This is a genomic window from Nocardia sp. NPDC050713 (assembly GCF_040654315.1).
In the GTDB taxonomy this organism is placed as follows: domain Bacteria; phylum Actinomycetota; class Actinomycetes; order Mycobacteriales; family Mycobacteriaceae; genus Nocardia.
Genome location: NZ_JBFAHS010000029.1, coordinates 19549 through 44030 on the forward strand (window position 1 = coordinate 19549; position 24482 = coordinate 44030).

A 24482-nucleotide genomic window follows, 5' to 3' on the forward strand; every position below is an offset into this window, starting at 1 on the left:
ATTCGGCGACAATGGGTTTCGGGGAATCTACTCCCCAGAGCTGATGATCTCTTCGATATTGCGCTCGGCCAGCGCACTGATCGTCAACGCGGGGTTCACTGTTCCGGTGCTGCCGGGCACAGCCGCCCCGTCCATCACGTACAAGCCTCGATAACCGCGCACCCGGCCGTACCTGTCTGTCGCGCGTCCGATCACAGCGCCGCCCAACGGATGTGAGGTGAACGAGGCGTCCCCGCCCACGACCCGGAGGGCGATGGGCGGGCAGGGACACGTCACCTTGTCGTTGACTTCCAGCGCCCGCGCGAGGTAGCCGGCCGCGCCGTTGTCCGGCCACTGCAGGTTCACCCGTCCATCGGCCGGGTTGTAGACGAACCGGCCGCGGGTGTCGTCGAGCACGATGCCCAGCGATGCGAGAGTGGTGATATCGAAAGGCGTCACGCCGGGGATGAACCAGTTCTCCAGCGAGACGGGCGCTCCCGCCTCGTCCAGAATCCGGCTCGCGGACGGTGCGCCCTGCGTGCCCAGGTCGAGCGAGCTGAGTGGTCGCGCCAAGCCGACATCACCGTTGCTGCCCCAGCCTTCGCCGACGTGTTCGTTCAGGTTCGGCAGCGCGCCGGTGTCTCGCGCGCGCACCAGCAGCTCGGAGGTGCCGATGGAGCCCGCGCCGAGGAACAGCCGGTCGCAGGTCAGTGTCCGGGTTCGAAGCACCTCGCCGGTAGGCGCGAGTTTGGTCAGGGCAACGGTATAGCGACCCGACGCTCCGGGTTCCTTGGCGATGGCGTCCACGCGATGGCCCGGGTAGATTTGGGCGCGGCCGGTGCCCTCGGCATAGCGCAGGTAGTTCTGGTTCAGATCGAACTTCGCGCCGTTGGAATTGCCGAGGTTGGAACAGCCGACCGTCGCCGACGGCTGCGATCGTCCGGCCAGCTCGTCGCGGATGATGTGCCAATTCCACATGCCGTCGATGCGCTGCGGCGTGTAGCCGGCCGCGCGGACCTGGCCGTCCCAGGCCCGCGAGTGCGCGAACGCGATGGAGTGATAGATGTCGTCCGGTATCGGGCTGGGCCGCAACGTATCTCGGACTCGGGGGTAGTAGATGTCGTGCATCTCGCGGTAGTCGACCACGCCGCCGAACACATGGTCGAAGAACCGCTGCTCGGGCTCGAGCATCACCCCGGTGAACACCACCGAGCCGCCGCCCACGCACGCGCCGCGCCACACATCCATGCCCGGGTAGCTGGAAACGTCGAGGACCCCGCCGAAGAAATCGAACGACATGGTGGCCCTGGTCACGCCGGTGAACGTGGTGCGATGCCAGAAGCCACGGCCATCCGGAATCGTGTCGATGGCGAAGATGTTGCGCCACAGATCATTCGGCCAGCGCGACCCGCGCTCCAGCACCGCGACCTCGATCCCGGACTGTGCCAGGCGCAGCGCGGCGATGGACGCCCCGAATCCCGATCCGACGACGATCGCGGGCACATGGTCCGGCGGGTCCGGCAGCGGCGCGAAGATCTCCGGCACCAGTGCGCGGTACAGCAACGCGTTCGGGCTCAGGCGGTAGTCATCGGCCCACGCTGGAGAAGTGCCTGGCGCGAGCGTGCTTCCCCCCGCGAGACCCAGCATCGCGGCGGCCAGGCCGACGCCCTTGACGAAACCGCGCCGGTCCAGTGGGGCCCTCACGGGATCTGAAGGTCGCTCCATCACATCCCCATACCTCGTGGTGTGTGTTGGGAAACTCGGTTACGCGCGGGCGAGTCGGTACATGACGATGCTAGCCAAGTATTAGCCAGCCGGGGGTGGTGGCGTTCTACGATGGGAAGATCCGGCGTGGGAGGTGGCAAATGTTGGCGCGCGCGTGGATACGGTGGCTGGTCCTCCATCGCTTGGCACGGACCTACCTCTTGGTGGCGGCACGTCGTGGCGATCCCCTCGCGCAGATCGTGGTCGGCCCGGATCGCGTGCGCGGCGCGCCGCGCTCGGTAGAGGCGGTCCGGCAGCAGGGCCGGATGCCCACGATATCGCGGCAGGTGCGCGTGACCGCGGACCACGAACTGTGCCGGCTCATCCTGCGGGACCGTCGCTTCGGCACGGTCACGCCCAGCAATCGAGCCCTGCCGGAGCCGATGCGATGGGTGCTGACCAAGACGGACCTGGGGCTTCCCAACCTCGCGGAACCGCCCTCGATGCTGGTGACCGATCCGCCGGACCACACCAAGTACCGACGCCTTGTCGGGCAGGCATTCGCTCCGAAGGCGATAGCCAAACTTCGGGAGCGGGTCGTAGAAGTGACCGATGACCTGCTCGAACGCCTGGAATCGACGCCGCGACCGGATCTGATCTCCGATTTCTCCGAGCGGTTGCCCATCGCGATCATCGCCGAGATTCTCGGGTTGCCCGCCGACATGCATTCGACCCTGCTGAGGTGGGGAGACACCGGTGCGCCGCTGCTCGACCGTGGCCTGACCTGGGCAACTTTCCGCCGCGCCATCGAGGACTTGGCCGAGGGGCAGCGGTATTTCGACCAACACATCACCGGGCTCGCCGCCGAACCGGGCGACGATGTGCTCAGCCTGCTGGTAACGGGTGGTGAGCTCACCCGGCGCGAGCAGATAGCCAACGCGGCCTTGCTGCTCGACGCCGGATTCTTGACGACGGTGAACATGCTCGGCAACGGAATCGCCCTGCTGAGACGCCATCCGGACCAGCTGGAAATGCTGATGGCGCAGCCGGAGCTGTGGCCGGGCGCGGTCGAGGAGATCCTGCGCTACGACGGTCCCATCCGGATCACGGGCCGCATCGCGAGTTGCGACGTCGACATCGCCGATCAGCACGTCGAATCCGGTTCGCTGATCCTGCTGTTGCTGCAGGGCGCGAACAAGGACCCCGGCGTCTTCCCCGATCCCGAACGATTCGACGTGACCAGAGCCAACGCCACGGAACATCTCTCGTTCAGCAGCGGGTTGCACAGCTGCCTGGGCGCCCACCTCGCCCGATTGGAAGGCGCCATCGGGCTCCGAGCCCTCTTCGAGCGGTACCCGGATCTGCGTCTGGACGGCCCGCCGATCCCGCGTGGCCTGGTGAACCTCAACAGCTACCGCTCCATGCCCGCCAAACTGTCCGCCAACTAGCGTCGCGCGCCTCCGCGGTGCACGCGCCGTCGGAGAGGCGGTCGCGCCTGGGTCAAAATGTGACTTGCATCACATTTTGATAGCAGTTGTCCCCGTCGGCACCATATAACTTTCCATGCGCTTTGCGAAGTCTTTACTATCAGGGTGACCTGTGCGCCACGAGGTCGCCGCTTCACCGAAGTGCCGCTCGACCCGCTCGCTCCACGGCTCCACCAAGCTTCGCCCGCCGCTCGCTTTCGATGCCAGTGCATGTTGCCCCGATGAACCGGATCGGCTGCCGCCGAGACGGCGAAGGAGAACTATGTCGACCGACACCGATCCCGCACCACGGACGTCGCAGCTCGTTCGGATCCTGCATCACGATGTCCCGGCCTCCGTCGTGGTTTTCCTTGTCGCACTTCCTCTTTCGCTAGGCATCGCGGTCGCCTCCGGCGCGCCCGTCGCGGCGGGTCTGATCGCCGCGGTCGTCGGCGGCGTGGTGGCCGGGCTGCTCGGGGGTTCTGCTGTCCAGGTCAGCGGGCCGACGGCGAGCCTGACCGTGGTGGTGGCCGAGAGCGTGCACCATTTCGGCTGGGCGGCAACCTGTTTCATTACCGTCGGGGCCGGTGTGTTGCAGATCCTGTTCGGGCTCAGTCGAATCGCCCGGGCCGCGCTGGCCATCGCGCCGGTGGTGGTGCACGGGATGCTGGCGGGCATCGGGGTGATCATCGCGCTGCAACAGGTGCACGTGCTGCTGGGCGGCGCGTCGCTGAGTTCACCGTTCCAAAGCCTGGTCCAGCTGCCGCACCAACTCGTCTCGGTGCACCACGGGGACTTCTGCGTCGGATTGGTGGCCATCGCGATCCTGATCGCTTGGCGCTTCCTGCCGCGCACGTTGCGCGCGGTGCCGGGTCCTTTGGTCGCGGTCCTGGCGGCGACGCTGTTGTCGCTGTGTCTTCCGGGTGACGTGGATCGAATCGTGTTGAGCGCCTCCTTGTTCGACGCCATCGGACTGCCCGCTGTCCCCGCGGGCGGCTGGTTCGCCGTGGGCGTCGCGATGATCACCATCGCGCTCATCGCCAGCGTCGAGACGCTGCTTTCGGCGGTGGCCGTGGACAAGGCGCGCCCCGGCCATCGAACCAACCTCGATCGCGAACTGATCGGCCAAGGCGCGGCGAACATGACCTCCGGCATGCTCGGCGGACTGCCCGTCGCGGGGGTGATCGTGCGCAGCATCACCAATGCCAACGCGGGCGCGCAGACCAGGGCCGCCACCGTCCTGCACGGCCTTTGGGTGCTGGTCTTCGCCGTAGCGCTGGCCGGTCTGGTCCAGCAGATACCGAAGGCCGCGCTGGCCGGGCTGCTCATCCTGATCGGCGTGCAACTGATCAAGCTGGCCCACATTCGGCTCGCCAGGCGCAACGGCGACCTGGCGGTCTACCTGGCGACCGTGTTCGGTGTTGTCTTCCTGAATCTGTTGCAGGGCATGGCGATCGGGCTCGCCCTGTCGGTGGCGCTGCTGCTGTGGCGGGTGGTCCGGGTGACGATCCTGGCCGAGCCGGTGGCGGGCGCGCGGCGCTGGGTGGTGACCATCGACGGCACCTGCACCTTCCTCGCGCTGCCCAAGCTCACCGCGGAGCTGGCCAAGGTGCCGCCCGGCGTCCCGGTGACGGTGGAGATGACGGTCGACTTCCTCGACCACGCCTCCTACGAACTGATCACCGACTGGGCGCGCCAGCGCGAAGACTCCGGCGCCGCAGTCGATTTCGCCGAGATCGGCGCCGCGCGCATGGCGTCCGTCGTGCACGGCCCGCCCGAGCGCGGACACTCCCGCAAGGTGCTGGACGAGGTGATCGGGCCGTGGCGGCGCACCGGCAACCGGGTGGACCGGATCGCCGCGGGCATCGCCGCCTACCACCGCGGGCACGCGCACCTCATGCGCCCGCACCTGGACGGTCTTCGCCACCACCACGACGCGGACTCGTTCTTCCTGACCTGCGCGGACGCCAGGATCGTGCCCAACGTCATCACCAACAGCGGCCCCGGCGACCTGTTCACCGTTCGCAACGTCGGCAACCTGGTGCCGGTTGGCGGCAGCGACGTCTCGGTCGAGGCCGCGCTGGTCTACGCGCTGGAACAGCTGGACGTGCGCGCGGTGGTGGTGTGCGGGCACTCCGGATGCGGCGCGATGGAGGCGCTGCACCGAGAGGTGCAGGCCGGTCCGGGGCTGGGGGACTGGCTGGCTCACGCCAGGCCCGCGCTGGAGCGGTTCCGGCTCGGGCATCCGGTCGCCGAGGCCGCCGCGCGCGCCGGGTTCGGTGCGGTGGACCAGCTGGGCATGGTCAACGTGGCGGTGCAGTTGGAGACGCTGTACGCGTATCCCGCCGTGCGCCAAGGCATCGAGGAACGCGGGGTGGCGGTCTCGGGCTTGTTCTTCGACATCGCGACCGCGCGGGTCATCGAGGTTCGGGTGGACGGGATCGCGGAATTCGACGATGCGGACCGCGATGTCACGGCCGAGCCCGTCCGATCCCGCGGCGGCGGCGGCGAGTCGCGGTCGCGAACGGAAGGGGTTGCCGGACGGCGTATTTCGACGACGATGTGAACGATTTCACATCGAAAACATCATATGGGAAGCGCCACTTCTACCGCAGTTCTCAGGCTTTGCTAAGTCTTTACCAATACCCTTGAACGGGTTTACATCTCGGCCCAGTGCCGTGTCGAGAACTGCTTCACCGCGAGATGCCGGTTCGCGGTCTATTGCCCTGCTGGACATGTTGATCGTCAACCGACCTCGACGCCGCGGCGTCGAGTCGGCGAAGGAGAAGTCATGGCTGTCGAGAGCGATCTGGCTCCACCGCTGTCCCCACCTGTGCCGGGCAAAGGCCCGAGCAATCTGTCCGATCGTCTGACATCCGTCTTGCGCCACGATCTGCCCGCCTCGATCGTGGTTTTTCTGGTCGCGCTGCCGCTTTCGCTCGGCATCGCCTTGGCCTCCGGCGCGCCCGTCCTCGCCGGCCTCATCGCCGCCGTGGTCGGCGGCATCGTCGCGGGCGCCCTCGGCGGCTCGGTTCTGCAGGTGAGCGGTCCGGCCGCGGGCCTGACCGTCGTCGTCGCGGAATCCATCGACAAGTTCGGCTGGAAGGTCACCGGCTTCATCGTGGTGGCCGCGGGCATCCTGCAAATCATCTTCGGGCTCAGCCGAATCGCGCGAGCCGCGCTGGCCGTCGCGCCGGTCGTGGTGCACGCGATGCTCGCCGGCATCGGTGTGACCATCGCGCTGCAGCAGGTGCACGTGCTGCTCGGCGGGTCGTCGCACAGCTCGGCCTGGAACAACATCACCGAACTACCCGGCCAGCTGATGTCGCTGCACGGCGGTGACGCGCTGGTCGGCGCCGTGGTGATCGCGGTGATGCTCGGCTGGAAGTACGCGCCGGAGAAGATCCGGGTCGTGCCCGGCCCGCTGGTCGCGGTGTTCATCGGCACGGTGCTGTCGATGGTGCTGCCGACCGAGGTCGAGCGCATCGTGCTCGACGGCTCGCTGTTCGACGCCATCGGCCTGCCGCAGATCCCGGACGGCGGCTGGTCCGCGGTCGCGCTCATGGTGCTCACCATCGCGCTGATCGCCAGCGTGGAGAGCCTGCTCTCGGCCGTCGCGGTCGACAAGATGCACAACGGCCGCCGCACCAACTTCGACCGGGAGCTCATCGGCCAGGGTTCGGCCAACGTCCTGTCCGGCATGCTCGGTGGCCTGCCGGTCACCGGCGTGATCGTGCGCAGCGCCACCAACGTCCAGGCGGGCGCGCGCAGCCGCGCCTCGGCGATCATGCACGGCGTCTGGGTCCTGCTGTTCTCGGTGGCGCTGACCGCTGTCGTGCAGCAGATCCCGAAGGCCGCGCTGGCCGGTCTGCTGATCGTGATCGGCATCCAGCTGGTCAAGCTGGCGCACATCAAGCTGGCCCGCCGCACCGGCGATCTGCTCGTCTACGCGGCGACGATCCTCGGCGTGGTCTTCCTGAACCTGCTCGAGGGCGTGCTGATCGGCCTCTTGCTGGCCTTCGGCCTACTGCTGTGGCGCGTGGTGCGGGTGGCGATCACCGCCGAGCAGATCCCGCAGTCGCAGCGCTGGCTGGTCAGCATCGACGGTTCCTGCACCTTCCTCGCGCTGCCCAAGCTCTCGGCCGAGCTGGCGAAGGTGCCCGCGGGCGCCGACGTGACGGTCGAGATGACCGTCGACTTCCTGGACCACGCCGCCTTCGAGGCCATCGAGGAGTGGGTGCGCCAGCAAGAACACGGCGGCGGCAGCGTCGAGTTCGTGGAGATCGGCTCGGCGCGGATGGCCGACGCGCTGACCGGGCCGCCCGCACGCGGTTTCGGCCGCGCGGTGTGGGACGAGATCCTCGGGCCATGGCGCAGCGAGGACAAGCACCCCAACCCGTTGGCCGCGGGCGTCGCCGCTTTCCACCGCAGCCACGCCCATGTGGTGCGCCCGCACCTGGACGGCCTGGCCGACCGGCAGGACCCGCACTCGTTCTTCCTGGCCTGCTCCGACTCGCGCATCGTGCCCAACGTCATCACCAACAGCGGGCCCGGCGACCTGTTCACCGTCCGCAACGTCGGCAACCTGGTGCCGGAGACGGGCGACGCCTCGGTGGAGGCGGCGCTGGTCTTCGCGCTCGAGGAGCTGAACGTGCGCTCGGTGGTCGTCTGCGGTCACTCGTCCTGCGGCGCCATGAAGGCGCTGTACTCGGGCGCCGACGTCGGTCCCGGCATCGGGCCGTGGCTGGCGCACGCGCACCCGAGCCTGGAGCAGTTCCGCGCGGGCCACCCGGTCGCCGAGGCGGCGCGCGCCGCGGGTTACGGCGAGGTGGACCAGCTGAGCATGGTGAACGTCGCGCTGCAGCTGGAGACGCTGCACCGCCACCCGGCGGTGCGCCGAGCCGTGATCGAGCGGGGCGTGCGGGTGTCGGGCCTGTTCTTCGACATCGGTAACGCGCGGGTCGTCGAGGTGACGATCGACGGTCTCGCCCACATCGATGACGTGGACGAGCGTCCCGTGCCCGAGCTGGTCTGATCGACAAGCGGGGACGACCCGCGGGCGCCCTCGCGGCTCCCGCGGGTTTTCTCTGCGTTTGCCAGCATCGGAGGGCGATTCCCGCCGCTCGCTTTCTCGTACGCTGAGTGATGTGAGTGCCGATCTGGACCAGAGACCGACCGACGAGCCGACCGGGTGGCGCGCCTTTCGTACCGGCGTGGCCACCCGCCCTACGCTGAACCTCGCCTACCGGATCGGCGTCGCGGTGATCGGCGTGCTGGTGCTGACCCTCGGCATCCTGGCGATTCCGTATCCCGGTCCCGGCTGGGCGATCGTGTTCGCCGGACTCGGCATTCTCGCGACCGAATTCGCCTGGGCGCGCCGGGCGCTGACCTGGCTGCGAGACAAGTACCGGCAGGGCATGGCCTGGTACTCCGCGCGGGGCCTGGCCATGCGGGCGACCGCGGCGCTGGCCACCGCGTTGCTGGTGGTCGGGACGCTCTGGGTGCTCGGTACGTACGAGTTGGTCGGCGGCTGGATCGGAGTCGAAGCGGAATGGTTGCGCAGTCCCCTGAAGTGGTGAGCACGGTCCCCGGCGCGACGCTCACGTCACCGGAGTGGCTGACGGCACGGATCACCGAGATGGGCCGGTCCTGGGGCACCTCCTCGGTTCGCATCGCGGGCACGCTGTGGTGGTGCATGGTCGCCTCCGCGCTCGTGGAGCCGTTGGCGCGCGCGGCGGCGACCGGCAAGCTGCCGCCCGAACCGGCGCTGGACCGCATCGACTGCGAGATCCGGCCCGACGGTGGTGTCGAACGCGTCCGCATCGCGGCTTGCGATGCTCCCGACGCGGCGCGGTCCGCGGCCGTGCTGCGGGAGACCCTAGCCGTGGTGATCCCGGCCGTCGCGGCCGTCTCCGGCGCGGGTGTGCCCGCGCTGTGGGCGATCGCCGCCGACGCGATGGGCAACCGCGCCCTCGACGCGGGCGACGGCGCGGCGGGAGCCGAACTCGCCGCCCAGGTGGGCGGGAAGCTGCCGGTGCCGCGTTTCGTGGAGATCGGCGGCCGCACCTTCGTCCGGCGGATCTCCTGTTGCCTCGTCTTCGAGATCCCGGGCTGCGAGATGTGCACGAGCTGCCCCAAACGCCCCGCCGCCGACCGCGAGGCACTGCTGGCGAAGCTCGCCGCGGGGTCCTGATCCGACCGCCTCGCGGCGGCGGTATTCGAGTTGCGCCCGGCCGGATGTCCTGCAAGATGGGTGCCGACACGCCGACAACCAGCTAGCCCGCCGTGACAGCGGGTTTCGCGCGCACACCGACCCCGCGCCGGATAGGCCGAGAACCCGGCCGGGGACGTGGCACTCGGCTCGTGACGCCACGCTCGAGGCGCTCGCGACCGGCGCGAATCGAGGGACGGCGGGACAGCTAGCATTGGTCGCGCCGGGCGATTGCCGCCCGGCGCCGACGCGCGGGAACAGGCCCGCCCACGAGAACGCCAAGGAGAGCGCCGCCGTGACGACCTCAGCCCCGATCAGCCCAGCCACCCTCGTCCGGGTGCCGGCCGGGACTACGGCGGGCGCCGCGGTGCGCGAGGCGGGTCTGCCGACCAAGGGACCCGACACCATCGTCGTGGTGCGCGACGCCGAGGGCGCGCTCAAGGACCTGTCCTGGACCCCGGACACCGACGTCGAGGTGGAGGCGGTCGGCGCCAACACCGAGGACGGGCGCAGCGTGATCCGGCATTCGGCCGCGCACGTGCTCGCGCAGGCCGTCCAGCAGGAGTTCCCCGAGGCGAAGCTGGGCATCGGCCCGCCCATCAAGGACGGCTTCTACTACGACTTCCGCGTCGACCGGCCCTTCACCCCCGAGGATCTGGCCAAGCTGGAATCCCGGATGAAGAAGATCGTCAAAGGCGCCCAGCGTTTTTCGCGTCGCGTCGTGGAGATCGACGAGGCCCGCGTCGAGCTGGCCGAGGAGCCGTTCAAGCTCGAGCTGATCAGCGACAAGTCCGGCATCGACGACCCGGAGGTCATGGAGGTCGGCGGCAAAGAGCTGACCATCTACGACAACCTGGACCCGCGCACCGGCGAGAAGGTCTGGGGCGACCTGTGCCGCGGCCCGCACATCCCGACCACCAAGTTCATCCCGGCCTTCAAGCTGACCCGCAGCTCGGCCGCCTACTGGCGCGGCGATCAGAACCGCGAGGACCTGCAGCGCATCTACGGCACCGCCTGGGAATCCCAGGAGGCCATGGACGAGCACCTGCACCTGCTCGCCGAGGCCGAGCGCCGCGACCACCGCAAGCTCGGCCTGGAACTGGACCTGTTCAGCTTCCCCGACGAGCTCGGCTCCGGTCTTCCGGTGTTCCACCCCAAGGGCGGCATCATCCGCAAGGAACTCGAGGAGTACTCGCGCCGCCGCCACGTCGCCGCGGGCTACGAGTTCGTGAACACCCCGCACATCACCAAGGGGCACCTGTTCGAGGTCTCCGGCCACCTGGACTGGTATCGGGAAGGCATGTTCCCGGCCATGCATCTGGACGCGGAGCTCAACGAGGACGGCACCGTCCGCAAGCCGGGCCAGGACTACTTCGTCAAGCCGATGAACTGCCCGATGCACAACCTGATCTTCCGCGCCCGCGGCCGGTCGTATCGGGAACTGCCGCTGCGGCTGTTCGAGTTCGGCTCGGTCTACCGCTACGAGAAGTCCGGCGTGGTGCACGGCCTGACCCGGGTGCGCGGCATGACCCAGGACGACGCGCACATCTACTGCACCAAAGAGCAGATGCACGGGGAGCTGACCGACACGCTGCGCTTCGTGCTGGATCTGCTGAAGGACTACGGCCTGGACGACTTCTACCTGGAGCTGTCCACCAAGGACCCGGAGAAGTTCGTCGGCTCCGACGAGATCTGGGAGGAGGCCACCGAGACCCTGTCCAAGGTCGCCTCGGCCTCCGGTCTGGAGCTGGTGCCCGATCCGGGCGGGGCCGCGTTCTACGGTCCGAAGATCTCGGTGCAGGCCAAGGACGCGCTGGGCCGCACCTGGCAGATGTCGACCATTCAGCTCGACTTCAACCTGCCCGAGCGCTTCAACCTGGAATACACCGCCTCCGACGGCACCAAGCAGCGGCCGGTGATGATCCACCGCGCGCTGTTCGGCTCCATCGAGCGCTTCTTCGGCGTGCTCACCGAGCACTACGCGGGCGCCTTCCCCGCCTGGCTCTCGCCGGCGCAGGTTGTCGGCATCCCGGTCGCGGAAGCCTTTGCGCCGCACCTGGATCGGGTGATCGAGCTGCTGCACGACGAGGGCGTTCGCGCCCAGGTGGACCGCAGCGACGACCGGATGCAGAAGAAGATCTTCAACAACACCGCGCAGAAGGTGCCGTTCATGCTGCTCGCCGGTGAGCGCGACGTGAACGCCGGCGCGGTGAGCTTCCGCTTCCGGGACGGCACCCAGGTCAACGGGGTGCCGGTCGCCGACGCGGTGGCCACCATCGTCGCGTGGATCACGCGGCGCGAGAACGCCTCGCCGACCGCCGAGGGGTTCGAGATCGTCGCGGCGGGTGGGGCATGACCGCGGACGGGCTCGCCGACCTGGACGACACGGAGCAGGGGAACATCGTGGACATCGGCGCCGGCGATCCCGATCGGCTGCAACGCATCTGGACGCCGTACCGGATGTCCTACATCACCGAGGCCGCGGGATCCCGCCCGAAGGACGCCACCGGGCACCCGTTCACCGACATCCCCAAGATGTCCGACGAGGACGGCCTGATCATCGCCCGCGGTGAGCTGGTGTACGCGGTGCTCAACCTGTACCCGTACAACCCCGGGCACATGATGGTGGTGCCCTACCGCAGGGTGGCCAACCTGGAGGACCTCACCGACGCCGAGAGCGCCGAGCTGATGGCGTTCACGCAGCGGGCCATCCGGGTGATGAAGAGCGTCTCGCGCCCGCACGGCTTCAACGTCGGGCTCAATCTCGGCGGGGTCGCGGGCGGCTCGCTGGCCGACCACCTGCACCAGCACATCGTGCCGCGCTGGGGCGGCGACGCCAACTTCATCACCGTGGTCGGCGGCGTCAAGGTGATGCCGCAATTGCTGCGCGAGACCAGAGCCCTGCTCGCCGCCGCGTGGAAGGAAACGGAGTGAGCAACCGCCGCTGTGCGTCGTCCGTCCGAATCGACCGGGCGCGGGTGTAGCCGGTGCTGAGTTTCTTCGGCCGCGAGACGTTCGCCAAGGCCACCGCTCCGCTGGGCAAGGCGCTGGTGCGCACCGGCCTGACCCCGGATGCCGTCACCCTGATCGGCACCACGGCCTCGATCGCGGCCGCGGTCACGCTCTTCCCGACCGGTCACCTGTTCTGGGGCACCATGGTGATCTGGTTGTTCGTCATGTTCGACATGCTCGACGGCGCCATGGCGCGGGCGCGCGGTGGCGGCACGAAATACGGTGCGGTGCTGGACGCCACCTGCGACCGGGTCGCCGACGGCGCGATCTTCGGCGGTCTGGCCTGGTGGGCGGTGTACCACGAGCACAACAAGTGGCTGTTCTTCGCCACGCTGGTGGTGCTGGTGACCTCGCAGGTGATCTCCTACGCCAAGGCGCGCGCCGAGGCGAGCGGCCTGTCCGCCGACGGCGGCATCATCGAGCGCCCGGACCGGCTGATCATCGTGCTCGTCGGCGCCGGATTCACCGGTCTCGGCGGCCACTGGGGCATCGAGTGGCTGACCTGGGCGGTGCACGTGGCCATGTGGATCCTCGCGGTGCTCAGCATCGTGACGGTGTTCCAGCGCGTGCTCGCGGTGCGCAATTCGCCCGGGGCGCGCGAGGTCATCCCGCCCGCCGCGCCGCAGGAGGCGCGGTGAGCGCACCGAGACTCCGCGCACCTGTCCGGGTTTTCGGTCGTAGCGTCGGTGCTGTGGAATCGGGGGAACGGTGAGTATCGGGGAACGATTGAGCGACGTCGGTTACGCGGCGGGTTGGCGATTGGTCCGGGCGCTTCCGGAAGGCGCGGCCCGGCGGGTGTTCGACTGGGGCGGGGAGCGGGCGGCGCGCAACGGTGGCCCGATCCAGTTGCGGCGCAATCTCGCCCGCGTGCTCGGGGTGCCGCCCGAGCAGGTGCCCGACGATCTGATCCGCGCGAGCATGCGCTCCTACGCGCGGTACTGGCGCGAGGCGTTCCGGCTGCCGACGATGGACCACGCGGCCCTGGGCAAGTCGTCGCGGCTGCCCGTGGGCGGACTGCAGCACCTGGACGCGGCGCTGGCCGAGGGGCGCGGCGCGCTCTTGGTGTTGCCGCACTCGGGGAACTGGGACATGGCCGGGGTGTGGTGCGTCCAGAACTACGGCGGTCTCACCACGATCGCCGAGCGCCTGAAGCCGGAGTCGCTGTTCGAGCGCTTCGTCGCCTACCGGGTGAGCCTCGGTTTCGAGGTGTTCCCACTGACGGGGGGCGAGCAGCCGCCGTTCGCCGTGCTGGCCGAGCGCCTGCGGGAGAACAAGATCGTCTGCCTGATGGGTGAGCGCGATCTCACCGGCCGCGGGGTGCCGGTCACCTTCTTCGGTGAGCGCACCTGGATGCCCGCGGGCGCGGCCAAGCTGGCCATCGAGACCGGCGCCGCGCTCATACCGGTGCACGCCTGGTTCACCGTCGATGCCGACGGCGAGGAGGCCTGGGGCCTGAAATGCGAAGAGCGGCTGGATGTCTCGGGTGGCGTCCAGGCGGCGACGCAGCTGCTGGCCGACCGTTTCGCCGCCAATATCGCCGAGCACCCCGCCGACTGGCACATGCTGCAACCGCTGTGGGAGAGCGACCTGTCCGAGGAACGCCGGGCCAGGATCGCCGCCGCGCAGGGCGGACTCGCCGCGCAGGGTGGAAAAGCGCAGGGTGGAGGAGACGAGGCGCCGTGAAGATCGGCATGGTCTGCCCCTATTCGTTCGACGTCCCCGGCGGTGTGCAGGCGCACGTGGTGGAACTCGCGCGGGTGCTCATCGAACGCGGGCACCGGGTGAGCGTGCTCGCGCCCGCCTCGGAGAGCACCCCGCTGCCGGAGTTCGTGGTCTCCGCCGGACGCGCGGTGGCGATTCCCTACAACGGCTCGGTGGCCCGGCTCTCGTTCGGCCCCATGGCCTACACCAGGATCCGCCGCTGGATCGACGGCAACGATTTCGATGTGTTGCACATCCACGAGCCCAACGCGCCGAGCTTGTCCATGCTCGCGCTCAAGATCGCCGAGGGCCCGATCGTCGCGACGTTCCACACCTCGACCACGAAGTCCTTGGTGCTCAGCACTTTTCAGGGTGTGCTCCGGCCTTACCACGAGAAGATCAGCGGCCGGATCGCCGTCTCGGAGCTGGCCAGACGCTGGCAGGTGGAGGCGCTCGGTTCGGACGCGGTGGAGATCCCCAACGGCGTCGACGTGGCCGCCTTCGCGCGCGCTCCGATGCTGCCGGGCTATCCGCGCGCGGGCGGCACGGTGCTGTTCCTCGGACGCTACGACGAACCGCGCAAGGGCATGGAGGTGCTGCTCGGCGCGCTGCCGGAGCTGGTGCGCCGCCACCCCGACGTGGAGATCCTGATCGTCGGTCGCGGCGACGAGGAGCGGCTGCGGCGCGAGGCCGGGCCGAACGCCGGGCACCTGCGCTTCCTCGGCCAGGTCTCCGACGAGGACAAGGCCTCGGCCATGCGCAGCGCCGATGTCTACGTGGCGCCCAACCTCGGCGGTGAGAGCTTCGGCATCATCCTGATCGAGGCCATGGCCGCGGGCACCGCGGTGGTGGCCAGCGAGCTCGACGCGTTCCGCAGGGTGCTGCGCGACGGCACCGCGGGCATGCTCGTCCCGGTCGGGGATTCGGCGCGGCTCGCGGCCGCGCTGGACACCGTGCTGACCGACGAGGTGCGCAGGGAATCGCTGGTGCACACCGCCAATCAGGTGGTCGGCGAATACGACTGGCCGGTGGTCGCCGAGCAGATCCTGCGGGTCTACGAGACCGTCACCATCGGCGACACCCGGGTGCGGGCCGCCGGATGATCACCTTCTCGGCCACAACGGTTCTCGTTCTCGCGCTGATCGCTGCGGTCGTCGTCGCGATCGGTCTGTGGGCCTACTCCACGGCGAATCGGCTGGACCGGCTGCACGTGCGTTCCGACCAGTCCTGGCAGGCGCTGGACTCGGCGCTGGCCAGGCGGGCGGTGGTGGCGCGGGCGGTGGCGATGGCGATCGCGGGTCCGGTCTCCGACCCTGCTTCAGCCGATCAGGCCAAACGTCTGTCCACCCTGGCCGATCGGGCCGAACGCGCCGGACGCGCGGAACGCGAGACGGTGGAGAACCAGCTCTCCTCGGCGCTCTCGGCCGTCGACATCGCCCAGCTGCGCCCGCAGCTGGTCGCCGAACTCGCCGACGCCGAGGCCAGGGTGCTGATCGCCCGGCGCTTCCACAACGACGCGGTCCGCGACACGCTCGCGCTGCGCACCCGGCGTCCGGTCCGCCTGCTGCACCTGGGCGGCACCGCGCCGCTGCCCACCTATTTCGAGATCACCGAGCGCGCCACGCCCGCGGCCTCGACCGGTCTCGCGGTGGACACGATCCGCACCTCGGCGCGCGTCGTCCTGCTCGACGAACAGGACCGGGTGCTGTTGATGCGCGGCAACGACCCGAAGACCCCGGCGGTCTCGTTCTGGTTCACGATCGGCGGCGGTGTGGAGCCGGGGGAGTCGCTGCGCGCGGCCGCTGTGCGCGAGCTGTGGGAGGAGACCGGGCATCGCGCCGATCCCGAGAGTCTGCGCGGCCCGGTCTGGCGGCGCGTCGCGGTGTTCCCGTTCGACGGGCAGCTGATCCGCGCCGAGGAGCTGTTCTTCGTGCTGCGGGTGCGCGCCTTCACGCCCGAACCGGGCAACCTGACGGTGATCGAGCGCCGATCCATCACGGGGCACCAGTGGTGTACGCCCGCCGACATCGCGACCCTGGACCGCTCCGGCGAGACGGTCTACCCCTATCACCTGGACGAACTGCTTCCCGAGGCCGCCGAGATCGCCGCGGGCTCCGACGACCCCGAGGTCCGCTCCATCCGCTGAGCGCCGCCGTGTGCGCCTGTGATCTGGTTCACGATCGTGATAGCTTCGTGACTGGATCGCGTCCCGGCGGGTATCAGGATTCGGTGCTCCTCGATGATGCGGGGCGGTCCTTGTCTGGTGTTGGAGGTAGGTAGTCCATGTCGTACTTGCTGTTCGATTTCCTGTTGCCGATCGTGGGCCCGGCGGCCGCCGAATACTGGGCGCAGCTACTGGTCGTGAATCCGATCTGAGCCGGGTCGGTCCAGCGGGTTCCGCCCGGGCTCGATTGCGCGGGGTTCGCCGATAGCCGGAAGTCGATTCGGCCGGGGTGGCGCGCGTCACGGCGCGCGGAGCTGGCCCCGGGCCGATCTCGCTACCAGTCCAGTGGCCCTCAACTGGCTATCAAGTGGCTTTCTCGGCACGCCTAGAATTAGGTCGTTTCGTTCCGCGCGACCTGATAGGCGCACATGACCCAGGAGTTTGCCGTGACCACGCCCGAGACCACCAACACCGTCGGCACCGCCCGCGTCAAGCGCGGCATGGCCGAGATGCTCAAGGGCGGGGTGATCATGGACGTCGTCACCCCCGAGCAGGCCAAGATCGCCGAGGACGCCGGCGCGGTCGCGGTCATGGCGCTCGAGCGCGTGCCCGCCGACATCCGCGCCCAGGGCGGCGTGTCCCGGATGAGCGACCCGGACATGATCGAGGGCATCATCGGCGCCGTCTCCATCCCGGTCATGGCGAAGGCCCGCATCGGCCACTTCGTGGAGGCGCAGATCCTGCAGAGCCTCGGCGTCGACTACATCGACGAGTCCGAGGTGCTCACCCCGGCCGACTACACCAACCACATCGACAAATGGAACTTCACCGTTCCCTTCGTCTGTGGCGCCACCAACCTGGGCGAGGCGCTGCGCCGCATCACCGAGGGCGCGGCCATGATTCGCTCGAAGGGCGAGGCGGGCACCGGCGACGTGTCCAACGCGACCACCCACATGCGTCAGATCCGCCAGGAGATCCGCAAGCTCGCCGCGCTGCCCGCCGACGAGCTCTACGTCGCGGCCAAGGAGCTGCAGGCGCCGTACGAGCTGGTCCGCGAGGTCGCCGAGACCGGCAAGCTGCCGGTCGTGCTGTTCACCGCCGGTGGCATCGCCACCCCGGCCGACGCCGCGATGATGATGCAGCTCGGCGCCGAGGGCGTGTTCGTCGGCTCGGGCATCTTCAAGTCCGGCAACCCGGCGCAGCGAGCCGCCGCCATCGTCAAGGCCACCACCTTCTACGACGACCCGGACGTGCTGGCGAAGGTCTCCCGCGGCCTCGGTGAGGCCATGGTCGGCATCAACGTCGAGGAGATCGCCCAGCCGCACCGGCTCGCCGAACGCGGCTGGTGAGCCAGCGACGCTTGGTTTTTCGTGACGCCCGTTCCCTGGCCGCAAGCCAGGGAGCGGGCGTTTCGCGTTCGGGACTCGACTCTTCGAACCGCCACACGGCGATCTCAGAGTTCCCACAGAGCCGCTGAGTAGGTTTCGGGGCACGGCGAACAGTTACGGGTCGCCGGTGATGCCGACCGAGTCGAACGCAAAGGACCAAGAGTTGAAGCTTCGCAACACCGGAAGAATCGCGATCGCGGGCTTGGCCGTCGCGGCCGCGCTGGGCTTGACGGCGTGCGGCGGCGACGACAAGAGCGAGACCACGCCGACCCGCACCACCACCAGCGCCAAGGCCACCGCCGCGAACGTGCCGCCGGTGCCGACGGTGGAGCAGTTGAACGCGCAGCTACAGCGCGCGCTCGACCCGGCGGTGCCGAACCAGGAGAAGCTGGAGATGATCCAGGGCGCCGAGGCCGATCCCGAGCTGCCCGGCCGGTTGGCACAGGCCTACCAGCAGACCGGAGCGAGCGTCGTGGTCACCGAGGTGACCGCCTTCGGCGACACCATCAACGCCAAGGCCAAGATCGTCCTGAACAACCAGGAGAACATCGCGGACGTGCCGTTCGTCGCCGAGGACGGCACTTGGAAGGTCCAGAAGGCGTGGGCTTGCGGGATGCTGACCAACCTCGGCCAGCAGTCGGCCGCCTGCGCCTGACAGCGCTGATCCGCCGGAGCGCGGATCGTGCCGCACACGCCTCGGCGGGCGAGTGGCACACAAAGTCGGGGGTGGCGGAAGCTCCGCTACCGCTGTGTGTGCCACTCGTCGAACACAGCCGAAAGGCCAGTCCGCCAACCACACCCGGTCGCGCATAGCGGCCGGGTGTTCGTTCTCCGGCGGATGCGCCCAGCTGATTCGACATGCGGTGCAACGGATATGGGGACGCGCGCGGGGTTCAGGTGCGGCTCAGCGCGGGGCGGTCGGGATGGTCCCAGCGCACCGAAAACGTTGGTACCTCGGGATTCTCGCGGTCGTAGCGCAGCAGCGCGGGGATGGTCCAGTGCTCGTCCCGCGGTGTGCGGCGTCGCAGCGCCGCTTCGCTGAGGTCGAGGCGCACCGTCAGATCGAAGACCAGGTCGCGGCCGAGCAGCATGGGACCCGCTAGGAAGAGCACCAGGTCGGCGGGCGCGGCGCGGACGGCCGCGCGGGCCGAGCGGTCGGCGGCCTCGTCCCACAGCGCGGGCAGCCAGCGGCCGTGCTCGCGCAGCGCGCCGACCACCTCGCGGCGGACCGCGTCGTAGTCGAACCACGCCGTGCGATAGGAGAATTCGTCCTCACGACCGAATTCCATGCGCAGCGAGGCGGGTCGGATGTAGTCGTGCAGGGCGACCACTTCGGCGGAACGTCCTGTCCCGTGCAGTCTTTCGGCGGCGCGCTCGGCGAACGCGACGGGCTGTGCGGCGTCGGACGCGTCGATGGCGATCACGCGGCGGCCCGGCAGCGCGCGGAGCCGATCGACGAGCAGATCGGCGAGGCCGTCCTGGGTGATCGGCACGAACTGCGGCACCGCTCCATCACAGCAGACGCCCCCGCCGGTATCTCCCTGCGCCCCGGCGAGACCCGTGCGGCAGGCCGAGCCGCCGCGAATTCCGCTGCCCCCGCTTGTGACGAGCGCGACATTCAGCAACTCTCTGGCATCCGGTCGAGCTCCTCGACCGGATGCCGAACGGGGCGAATCGGACGCCGTTGGTTAACCTCAGCGCATGGCGACAATCGAAGAGGCATTGGAGATCGAACGCCTGGAGCGGGACATCTTCCGTGGCGCGTCCACGAAGACCCAGCTCCCCCGCACCTTCGGCGGCCAGGTCGCCGGGCAGGCCCTGGTGTCGGCGGTGCGTACGGTGGAGCCACGTTTCCAGGTGCATTCGCTGCACGGATACTTCCTGCGGCCCGGCAATCCACAGGAACCGACCGTGTACCTGGTGGAGCGGATCCGCGACGGCCGCTCCTTCTGCACCCGCCGGGTCACCGGCGTGCAGGACGGCGCGGCGATCTTCACCATGTCGGCTTCGTTCCACGTCGGCGACGAGGGCCCGGAGCATCAGGACGAGATGCTCGAGGTGGCGGCGCCGGAGAACCTGCCGGACGCCCAGACCTCGATGAGCCCGGAACGGCTGTGGGCGATGCGCGAATGGGAGCACTGGGACATCCGCACCGTGCCGCAGGAGTCGGTGTCGCGCCGCGACGGCGTGGTCTCCCAGCAGCAGGTGTGGTTCCGCTACCGGCACCCGCTGCCCGACGACCCGCTGTTCCACGTGTGCACGCTGGCCTACATGAGCGATATGACGCTGCTCGGCTCCTCGAAGGTCACCCACCCCGACGAGCGGACCCAGGACGCGTCGCTGGACCACGCCATGTGGTTCCTTCGCCCGTTCCGCGCCGACGACTGGCTGCTCTACGACCAGTCCTCGCCGTCGGCCGGTTTCGGCCGCGCGCTGACCGGCGGCAAGATCTTCGACCGTGAGGGCAAGCTGGTCGCGGCGGTCGTGCAGGAGGGACTGATCCGCACCCTCCGGGGATAGCGGGGCTCACACCACCTGGACGCGCAGGTGGCAGACCACGGTGTCGGGCATCCGGCGCAGCTCGCGCTCGAGTTCGTCGCTGCGATGGCTCGGCAGCACCCGATCCCAGCCGCCGGGCGGGTCCACCTCGGCGACGACCACGACCTTGCGCCGTCCCGCGAAGTTCTCCCGCAGATAGCGGGCGACCGGCCCGCCGACGGTGGCGTCGCTGTCTTCCAGCAGTACCAGGCGGACCTTCGGGTGCCACGCCTCCCAGGCCTTGGTGAACGCTCGCGTCGATTCACCCGGCAGGCAGACGTGCACCGCGACGACGTCGGAGCCGAGGGACATCGCGGCCGAGAGCGCCTCCCTGCTCAGCTCGGACACCTCCGAGACGGGCACCACGATCGCGGTGCCGGTCGCCTGCGGCTGGGCCGGGATCGCGCCCGCGGCACGACGATCGCCGATCCGGTGGTAGGCCGCGCGGACCCGCTGCATGGCGAACACCAGCGCGGGCAGCACCAGCACGATCAGCCACGCGCCCTCGGTGAACTTCATGGCGGTGGTGATCAGCGCGGCCGCGGTGGTGAGCAGCGCGCCGAATCCGTTGAGCGCGATCCGCACTCGCCATCCCGCGCCCCTGTTCAGCCACCAGTGCCGGACCATCCCCGCCTGGGCGATGGTGAATCCGACGAACACGCCGATGGCGAACAGCGGGACAAGGGCGTTCATCGCGCCGCCCGCACCGATCAGCAGCGCGCCCGCGCTGACGCCGAGCGTCAGCACGCCGTACCGGTAGACCTGGCGCGGCGAACTGACGGCGAACCGGCAGTACGCCGAGCGCGACCTCCGCCCGCTGCGCCCGCCGCACCCGCGGCTCGGCGAAACTGGGCACCGCGTTCGCGATCGCCTCGACGCCGGTCAGCGCCGCGCACCCGCTGGAGAACGCCTTGAGCAGCAACAGGATTCCGAGGGTGTGCATATCGGTGACCGCCGGGTCGCCGGTGACCACCGAGGCCGGTTCACCGCGCAGCAGCCCGCCGAGGATCACCGCTCCGATGCCGCCGACGAACACGACGGTGGGCAGCATGAACGCGCGGGCGCTCTCGGTGATGCCGCGCAGGTTCAGCGCAGTGATGCCCGCGAGCACGGCGAGGCACAACCACACCCTGTACCCGTACAGCGCGGGAAACGCCGAGGTCAGCGCGGCGACGCCGGCGGCGATCGAGACCGCGACGTTGAGCACGTAGTCCACGATCAGCGAGGCGGCCGCGACCAGGCTGGTGCGATGGCCGAGGTGCCGCTTGGCCACCGCGTAGGCGCCGCCGCCGTCGGGGAAGGCCGCGATCACCTGGCGGTAGGACGCGATCAGCACGGCGAGCAGGGCGACGATCGCCAACGTCACCGGCAGCGTCGCGCCGAGCCCGGCCGCGCCCGCTGCGGCCAGTATCAGAACGATCGCCTCCGGACCGTAGGACACCGACGCCATGGCGTCGAGGGAAAGGCCGGCCAATCCGGTCGGCACCGTCAATCCGCGGCGGGGAAGGACAGTCGGTTCTCCGCCTGGCGTTGCGGCGGGGCGCGGCACTACAGCAGTCACCTTTGCGAGTGTGGCGTCGGCTCCCGCCATCCGGCCCCGCTGTTGACGCAACCTTGACGGCAACCGTGAGCGGGCCCACAGCGGCGGGACTAATAAGCTCGGCGGGGTGAACGCATCATCGGTCGCCGCACCCGCCACCGAGGCGCGGCAGACGCCGTCCCGGCCCACCATCGGTGTTCTCGCTTTGCAGGGCGATGTGCGCGAACACGTCGCGGCGCTGGAACAGTGCGGCGCGGAGCCGATTCTGGTGCGGCGCGCGTCGGAGCTGGCCGCCGTGGACGGGCTGGTGCTGCCCGGTGGCGAGTCGACCGCGATCAGCAAGCTGCTGGAAGCGTTCGAACTGCTCGAACCGCTGCGCGCGCGGCTGCGCGACGGCATGCCCGCCTTCGGTTCCTGCGCGGGCATGATCCTGCTGGCCTCCGAGGTGCTCGACACCCGGCCGGACGCCAAGCATCTGTCGGGCATCGATATGACGGTGCGCCGCAACGCCTTCGGACGCCAGGTCGACTCCTTCGAGACCGATCTGGATTTCGCCGGTCTGGCCGATGGTCCCGTGCGCGCGGTCTTCATCCGCGCGCCGTGGGTCGAGCGGGCGGGCGAGGACGTCGAGGTGCTCGCCACGGTGCCCTCCGGTCCGTTCGCGGGCCGCATCGTCGCGGTGCGCCAGGGCAAGGTGCTCGCCACCTCCTTCCACCCCGAAGTGACGGGCGACCTGCGGGTGCACCGCATGTTCGTCGATTTGGCCCGCGCTGCGTAGTTCGCGCCGAACCCGCTGGTGAAACGGGTAATCGGCTACTCGCGCCACGCCGCGCCGGGCGGTGCATCATCGCTGCCATCCGGGCGATCCCGACCGACCCGGGCGTGGTGGCGACACCACCGGACGAACGAGCACGAACATGACCGATGTCATCTCCGCACCCCGTGCGAACAAGGAAGAACCGGTGCCCGCCGAGGCACGGATCTGCAATCTCGTCCCCTCCCGCGACACCGCGCGGGATTGGACGTTCACCGACGCGCTGTCCGTCGGCGCGCTCGGCGCCGTCACCGCACTGCCCACCTCGGTGGACTTGCGCCGCGATTGGTGGACCATCGGCGACCAGGAGGACACCGGGTCCTGCGTCGGCTGGGCGACCGGCGACGGACTGATGCGCTACCACCTGGTGACCGCCAGCAAGCTGAACAGCGACCGCCGCGTCTCGCCGCGGTTCGTGTGGATGGCCTCCAAGGAGACCGACGCGTTCTTCCAGCGGCCGGAGACCTTCATCGAGGGCGCGGGCACCGAGCTGAAGTCGGCCGTCGAGGTCTGCAAGAAGTACGGCGTCGTCGAGGAATCGTTGCTGCCGTTCCACATCCAGACCAAGATGTACCGCGGCCAGGAGAACACCTTCTGGGCGCACGCGGCCACCTTGCGCATCGCCTCGTACTTCAACGTCGGCAAGAACCTCAACCAGTGGAAGACCGTGCTGGCCGACGGCCGCCCGATCCTCGCGGGGTTCATGGTGGACGACACCTGGGACAACGCCACCGCCAACGGGGGTTTCCTGGAGGATTTCGCGGCGGGGACCGAACGCGGCGGGCACGCCGTCGCCATCGTGGGGTACCTGCCGAGCGGGCACTTCATCGTCCGCAACAGCTGGGGCACCGCGTGGGGCGACAAGGGCTTCGCGTACGCGTCGCCGAAGTACATCAAGGGCGCCTTCTTCCCGGAGGCCTACGTGGTCTCGCTCTGAGGGGCTGGGGAGGATGCCGTCTCGGCGGCGTCCATTAGGCTGGAGGAGTTGTCCGTTCGGTTGGCACGCGGCTCGATCCCTCCCCGGGGCGCCGCCGTCCCCGGCGGTCACTCCCAGTGCAACCGACCTGAAGGAAGTAGGGAATGAGCGGCCACTCCAAATGGGCCACCACCAAGCACAAGAAGGCCGCGATCGACGCCAAGCGGGGCAAGCTCTTCGCGAAGCTGATCAAGAACATCGAGGTGGCGGCCCGCACGGGTGGCGGTGATCCGGATGGCAACCCGACGCTGTACGACGCCATCCAGAAGGCCAAGAAGTCGTCGGTCCCCAACGACAACATCGAGCGCGCCCGGAAGCGCGGCGGCGGTGAAGAGGCGGGCGGCGCCGACTGGCAGACCATCATGTACGAGGGCTACGGCCCCAACGGCGTCGCGGTGCTCATCGAGTGCCTCACCGACAACCGCAACCGCGCCGCGGGCGAGGTGCGCGTCGCGATGACCCGCAACGGCGGCAACATGGCCGACCCGGGCTCGGTGGCCTACCTGTTCCATCGCAAGGGCATGGTCACCCTGGAGAAGAACGGGCTGTCCGAGGACGACGTGCTGATGGCCGTGCTGGACGCGGGGGCCGAGGAGGTCAACGACCTCGGCGAGTCCTTCGAGATCATCAGCGACCCGAGCGATCTGATCGACGTGCGCAAGGCACTGCAGGCGGCCGGAATCGACTACGACTCCGCCGAATCCGGCTTCCAGCCGTCGGTCTCGGTCGCGGTCGACGCCGAGGGCGCGCGCAAGGTGTTCAAGCTGGTCGACGCGCTCGAGGACAGCGACGACGTGCAGAACGTCTACACCAACGTGGACCTCTCCGACGAGGTCCTCGCGCAGCTGGAAGACTGAGCTGTCCCGCGGCGGGCGCCCCCCCGAGGCACCGGGGGCCCGGGGCTTGCAGGCGAATGGGCGAAGCTGAGGCGGGGGGAAAAAAGACCAACGGGGAGGGATAGGAAGGAATAAAGGCGGAGGTGGGCCGGG

The 24482-nt window shown here is 69.3% G+C and carries 20 protein-coding genes and 1 pseudogene; 17 read left to right on the forward strand and 4 right to left on the reverse strand.

Annotation, left to right across the window (positions count from 1 at the left end; translation table 11 throughout):
• Window positions 1-27 precede the first annotated feature (27 nt).
• Window positions 28-1704 carry a GMC oxidoreductase gene (locus tag AB0H49_RS33545; RefSeq protein ID WP_357256936.1) on the reverse strand — a complete coding sequence of 559 codons (1677 nt, stop codon included), beginning with the start codon at window positions 1702-1704 and terminating at the stop codon, window positions 28-30.
• A gap of 140 nt (window positions 1705-1844) precedes the next feature.
• On the opposite strand from AB0H49_RS33545, the gene AB0H49_RS33550 reads away from it, so the two are divergent.
• The 13 genes from AB0H49_RS33550 to AB0H49_RS33610 all read left to right on the forward strand — a co-directional run bounded on the left by AB0H49_RS33550 (window position 1845) and on the right by AB0H49_RS33610 (window position 18280).
• Entirely contained in the window at window positions 1845-3131 is a 1287-nt protein-coding gene (locus tag AB0H49_RS33550; RefSeq protein ID WP_357256938.1) for a cytochrome P450, read from the forward strand.
• Between the two features lie 301 nt (window positions 3132-3432).
• Window positions 3433-5715 carry a bifunctional SulP family inorganic anion transporter/carbonic anhydrase gene (locus AB0H49_RS33555; protein WP_357256940.1) on the forward strand — a complete coding sequence of 761 codons (2283 nt, stop codon included), beginning with the start codon at window positions 3433-3435 and terminating at the stop codon, window positions 5713-5715.
• Window positions 5716-5940: 225 nt separating this feature from the next.
• A complete protein-coding gene (locus tag AB0H49_RS33560) occupies window positions 5941-8184 on the forward strand; it encodes a bifunctional SulP family inorganic anion transporter/carbonic anhydrase (protein WP_357256942.1) in 2244 nt (747 codons plus the stop codon).
• A gap of 112 nt (window positions 8185-8296) precedes the next feature.
• Window positions 8297-8728 (forward strand): TIGR02611 family protein, encoded by a 432-nt coding sequence (locus AB0H49_RS33565; RefSeq protein ID WP_354999636.1) that lies wholly within the window; start codon window positions 8297-8299, stop codon window positions 8726-8728.
• The gene (locus tag AB0H49_RS33570; protein ID WP_357256944.1) at window positions 8725-9342 is read left to right on the forward strand and encodes a (2Fe-2S)-binding protein; all 618 of its coding nucleotides are present in this window, start codon (window positions 8725-8727) and stop codon (window positions 9340-9342) included. The genes AB0H49_RS33565 and AB0H49_RS33570 overlap by 4 nt, the downstream gene beginning before the upstream one ends.
• Window positions 9343-9655: 313 nt before the next feature.
• Window positions 9656-11716: a threonine--tRNA ligase gene (thrS, locus tag AB0H49_RS33575; protein WP_357256946.1), complete on the forward strand. Its 2061-nt coding sequence runs from the start codon at window positions 9656-9658 to the stop codon at window positions 11714-11716.
• A complete protein-coding gene (locus AB0H49_RS33580) occupies window positions 11713-12294 on the forward strand; it encodes an HIT domain-containing protein (protein WP_354999639.1) in 582 nt (193 codons plus the stop codon). The genes thrS and AB0H49_RS33580 overlap by 4 nt, the downstream gene beginning before the upstream one ends.
• 53 nt (window positions 12295-12347) lie before the next feature.
• Window positions 12348-13010, forward strand: coding sequence for a phosphatidylinositol phosphate synthase (gene pgsA / locus AB0H49_RS33585; RefSeq protein WP_141809774.1), 663 nt, complete (start codon window positions 12348-12350; stop codon window positions 13008-13010).
• Between the two features lie 70 nt (window positions 13011-13080).
• A complete protein-coding gene (locus AB0H49_RS33590; protein ID WP_354999640.1) occupies window positions 13081-14055 on the forward strand; it encodes a phosphatidylinositol mannoside acyltransferase in 975 nt (324 codons plus the stop codon).
• Window positions 14052-15176 carry a glycosyltransferase family 4 protein gene (locus tag AB0H49_RS33595; protein WP_354999641.1) on the forward strand — a complete coding sequence of 375 codons (1125 nt, stop codon included), beginning with the start codon at window positions 14052-14054 and terminating at the stop codon, window positions 15174-15176. The genes AB0H49_RS33590 and AB0H49_RS33595 overlap by 4 nt, the downstream gene beginning before the upstream one ends.
• Complete coding sequence (locus tag AB0H49_RS33600; RefSeq protein WP_354999871.1) at window positions 15176-16219, forward strand: NUDIX domain-containing protein; 1044 nt, start codon at window positions 15176-15178, stop codon at window positions 16217-16219. Before AB0H49_RS33595 ends, AB0H49_RS33600 begins: the two co-directional genes overlap by 1 nt.
• 446 nt (window positions 16220-16665) lie before the next feature.
• A complete protein-coding gene (pdxS, locus tag AB0H49_RS33605; protein WP_067779814.1) occupies window positions 16666-17586 on the forward strand; it encodes a pyridoxal 5'-phosphate synthase lyase subunit PdxS in 921 nt (306 codons plus the stop codon).
• 202 nt (window positions 17587-17788) lie between these two features.
• Window positions 17789-18280 (forward strand): hypothetical protein, encoded by a 492-nt coding sequence (locus tag AB0H49_RS33610; RefSeq protein WP_357256950.1) that lies wholly within the window; start codon window positions 17789-17791, stop codon window positions 18278-18280.
• Window positions 18281-18518: 238 nt separating this feature from the next.
• Here AB0H49_RS33610 and AB0H49_RS33615 read toward each other — a convergent pair whose 3' ends face one another.
• Window positions 18519-19130: a hypothetical protein gene (locus tag AB0H49_RS33615; RefSeq protein ID WP_357256952.1), complete on the reverse strand. Its 612-nt coding sequence runs from the start codon at window positions 19128-19130 to the stop codon at window positions 18519-18521.
• 196 nt (window positions 19131-19326) lie between these two features.
• Here AB0H49_RS33615 and AB0H49_RS33620 point away from each other — a divergent pair, with 196 nt between their 5' ends.
• The gene (locus AB0H49_RS33620) at window positions 19327-20145 is read left to right on the forward strand and encodes an acyl-CoA thioesterase II (RefSeq protein WP_354999644.1); all 819 of its coding nucleotides are present in this window, start codon (window positions 19327-19329) and stop codon (window positions 20143-20145) included.
• A gap of 6 nt (window positions 20146-20151) precedes the next feature.
• Here the strand turns inward: AB0H49_RS33620 and AB0H49_RS33625 are convergent, their stop codons facing one another.
• Both AB0H49_RS33625 and AB0H49_RS33630 read right to left on the reverse strand, forming a co-directional pair.
• Complete coding sequence (locus AB0H49_RS33625; RefSeq protein WP_357256960.1) at window positions 20152-20910, reverse strand: hypothetical protein; 759 nt, start codon at window positions 20908-20910, stop codon at window positions 20152-20154.
• 133 nt (window positions 20911-21043) lie between these two features.
• A pseudogene (locus AB0H49_RS33630) lies at window positions 21044-21895 on the reverse strand (amino acid permease); the annotation flags it as partial.
• On the opposite strand from AB0H49_RS33630, the gene pdxT reads away from it, so the two are divergent.
• From pdxT to AB0H49_RS33645, 3 genes are all read left to right on the forward strand, one after another.
• Window positions 21831-22481 carry a pyridoxal 5'-phosphate synthase glutaminase subunit PdxT gene (pdxT, locus tag AB0H49_RS33635; protein WP_357256955.1) on the forward strand — a complete coding sequence of 217 codons (651 nt, stop codon included), beginning with the start codon at window positions 21831-21833 and terminating at the stop codon, window positions 22479-22481. The pseudogene AB0H49_RS33630 and the gene pdxT overlap by 65 nt on opposite strands.
• A 139-nt stretch (window positions 22482-22620) precedes the next feature.
• Complete coding sequence (locus AB0H49_RS33640; RefSeq protein WP_354999646.1) at window positions 22621-23454, forward strand: C1 family peptidase; 834 nt, start codon at window positions 22621-22623, stop codon at window positions 23452-23454.
• A gap of 143 nt (window positions 23455-23597) precedes the next feature.
• Complete coding sequence (locus tag AB0H49_RS33645; RefSeq protein ID WP_354999647.1) at window positions 23598-24350, forward strand: YebC/PmpR family DNA-binding transcriptional regulator; 753 nt, start codon at window positions 23598-23600, stop codon at window positions 24348-24350.
• Window positions 24351-24482 lie beyond the last annotated feature (132 nt).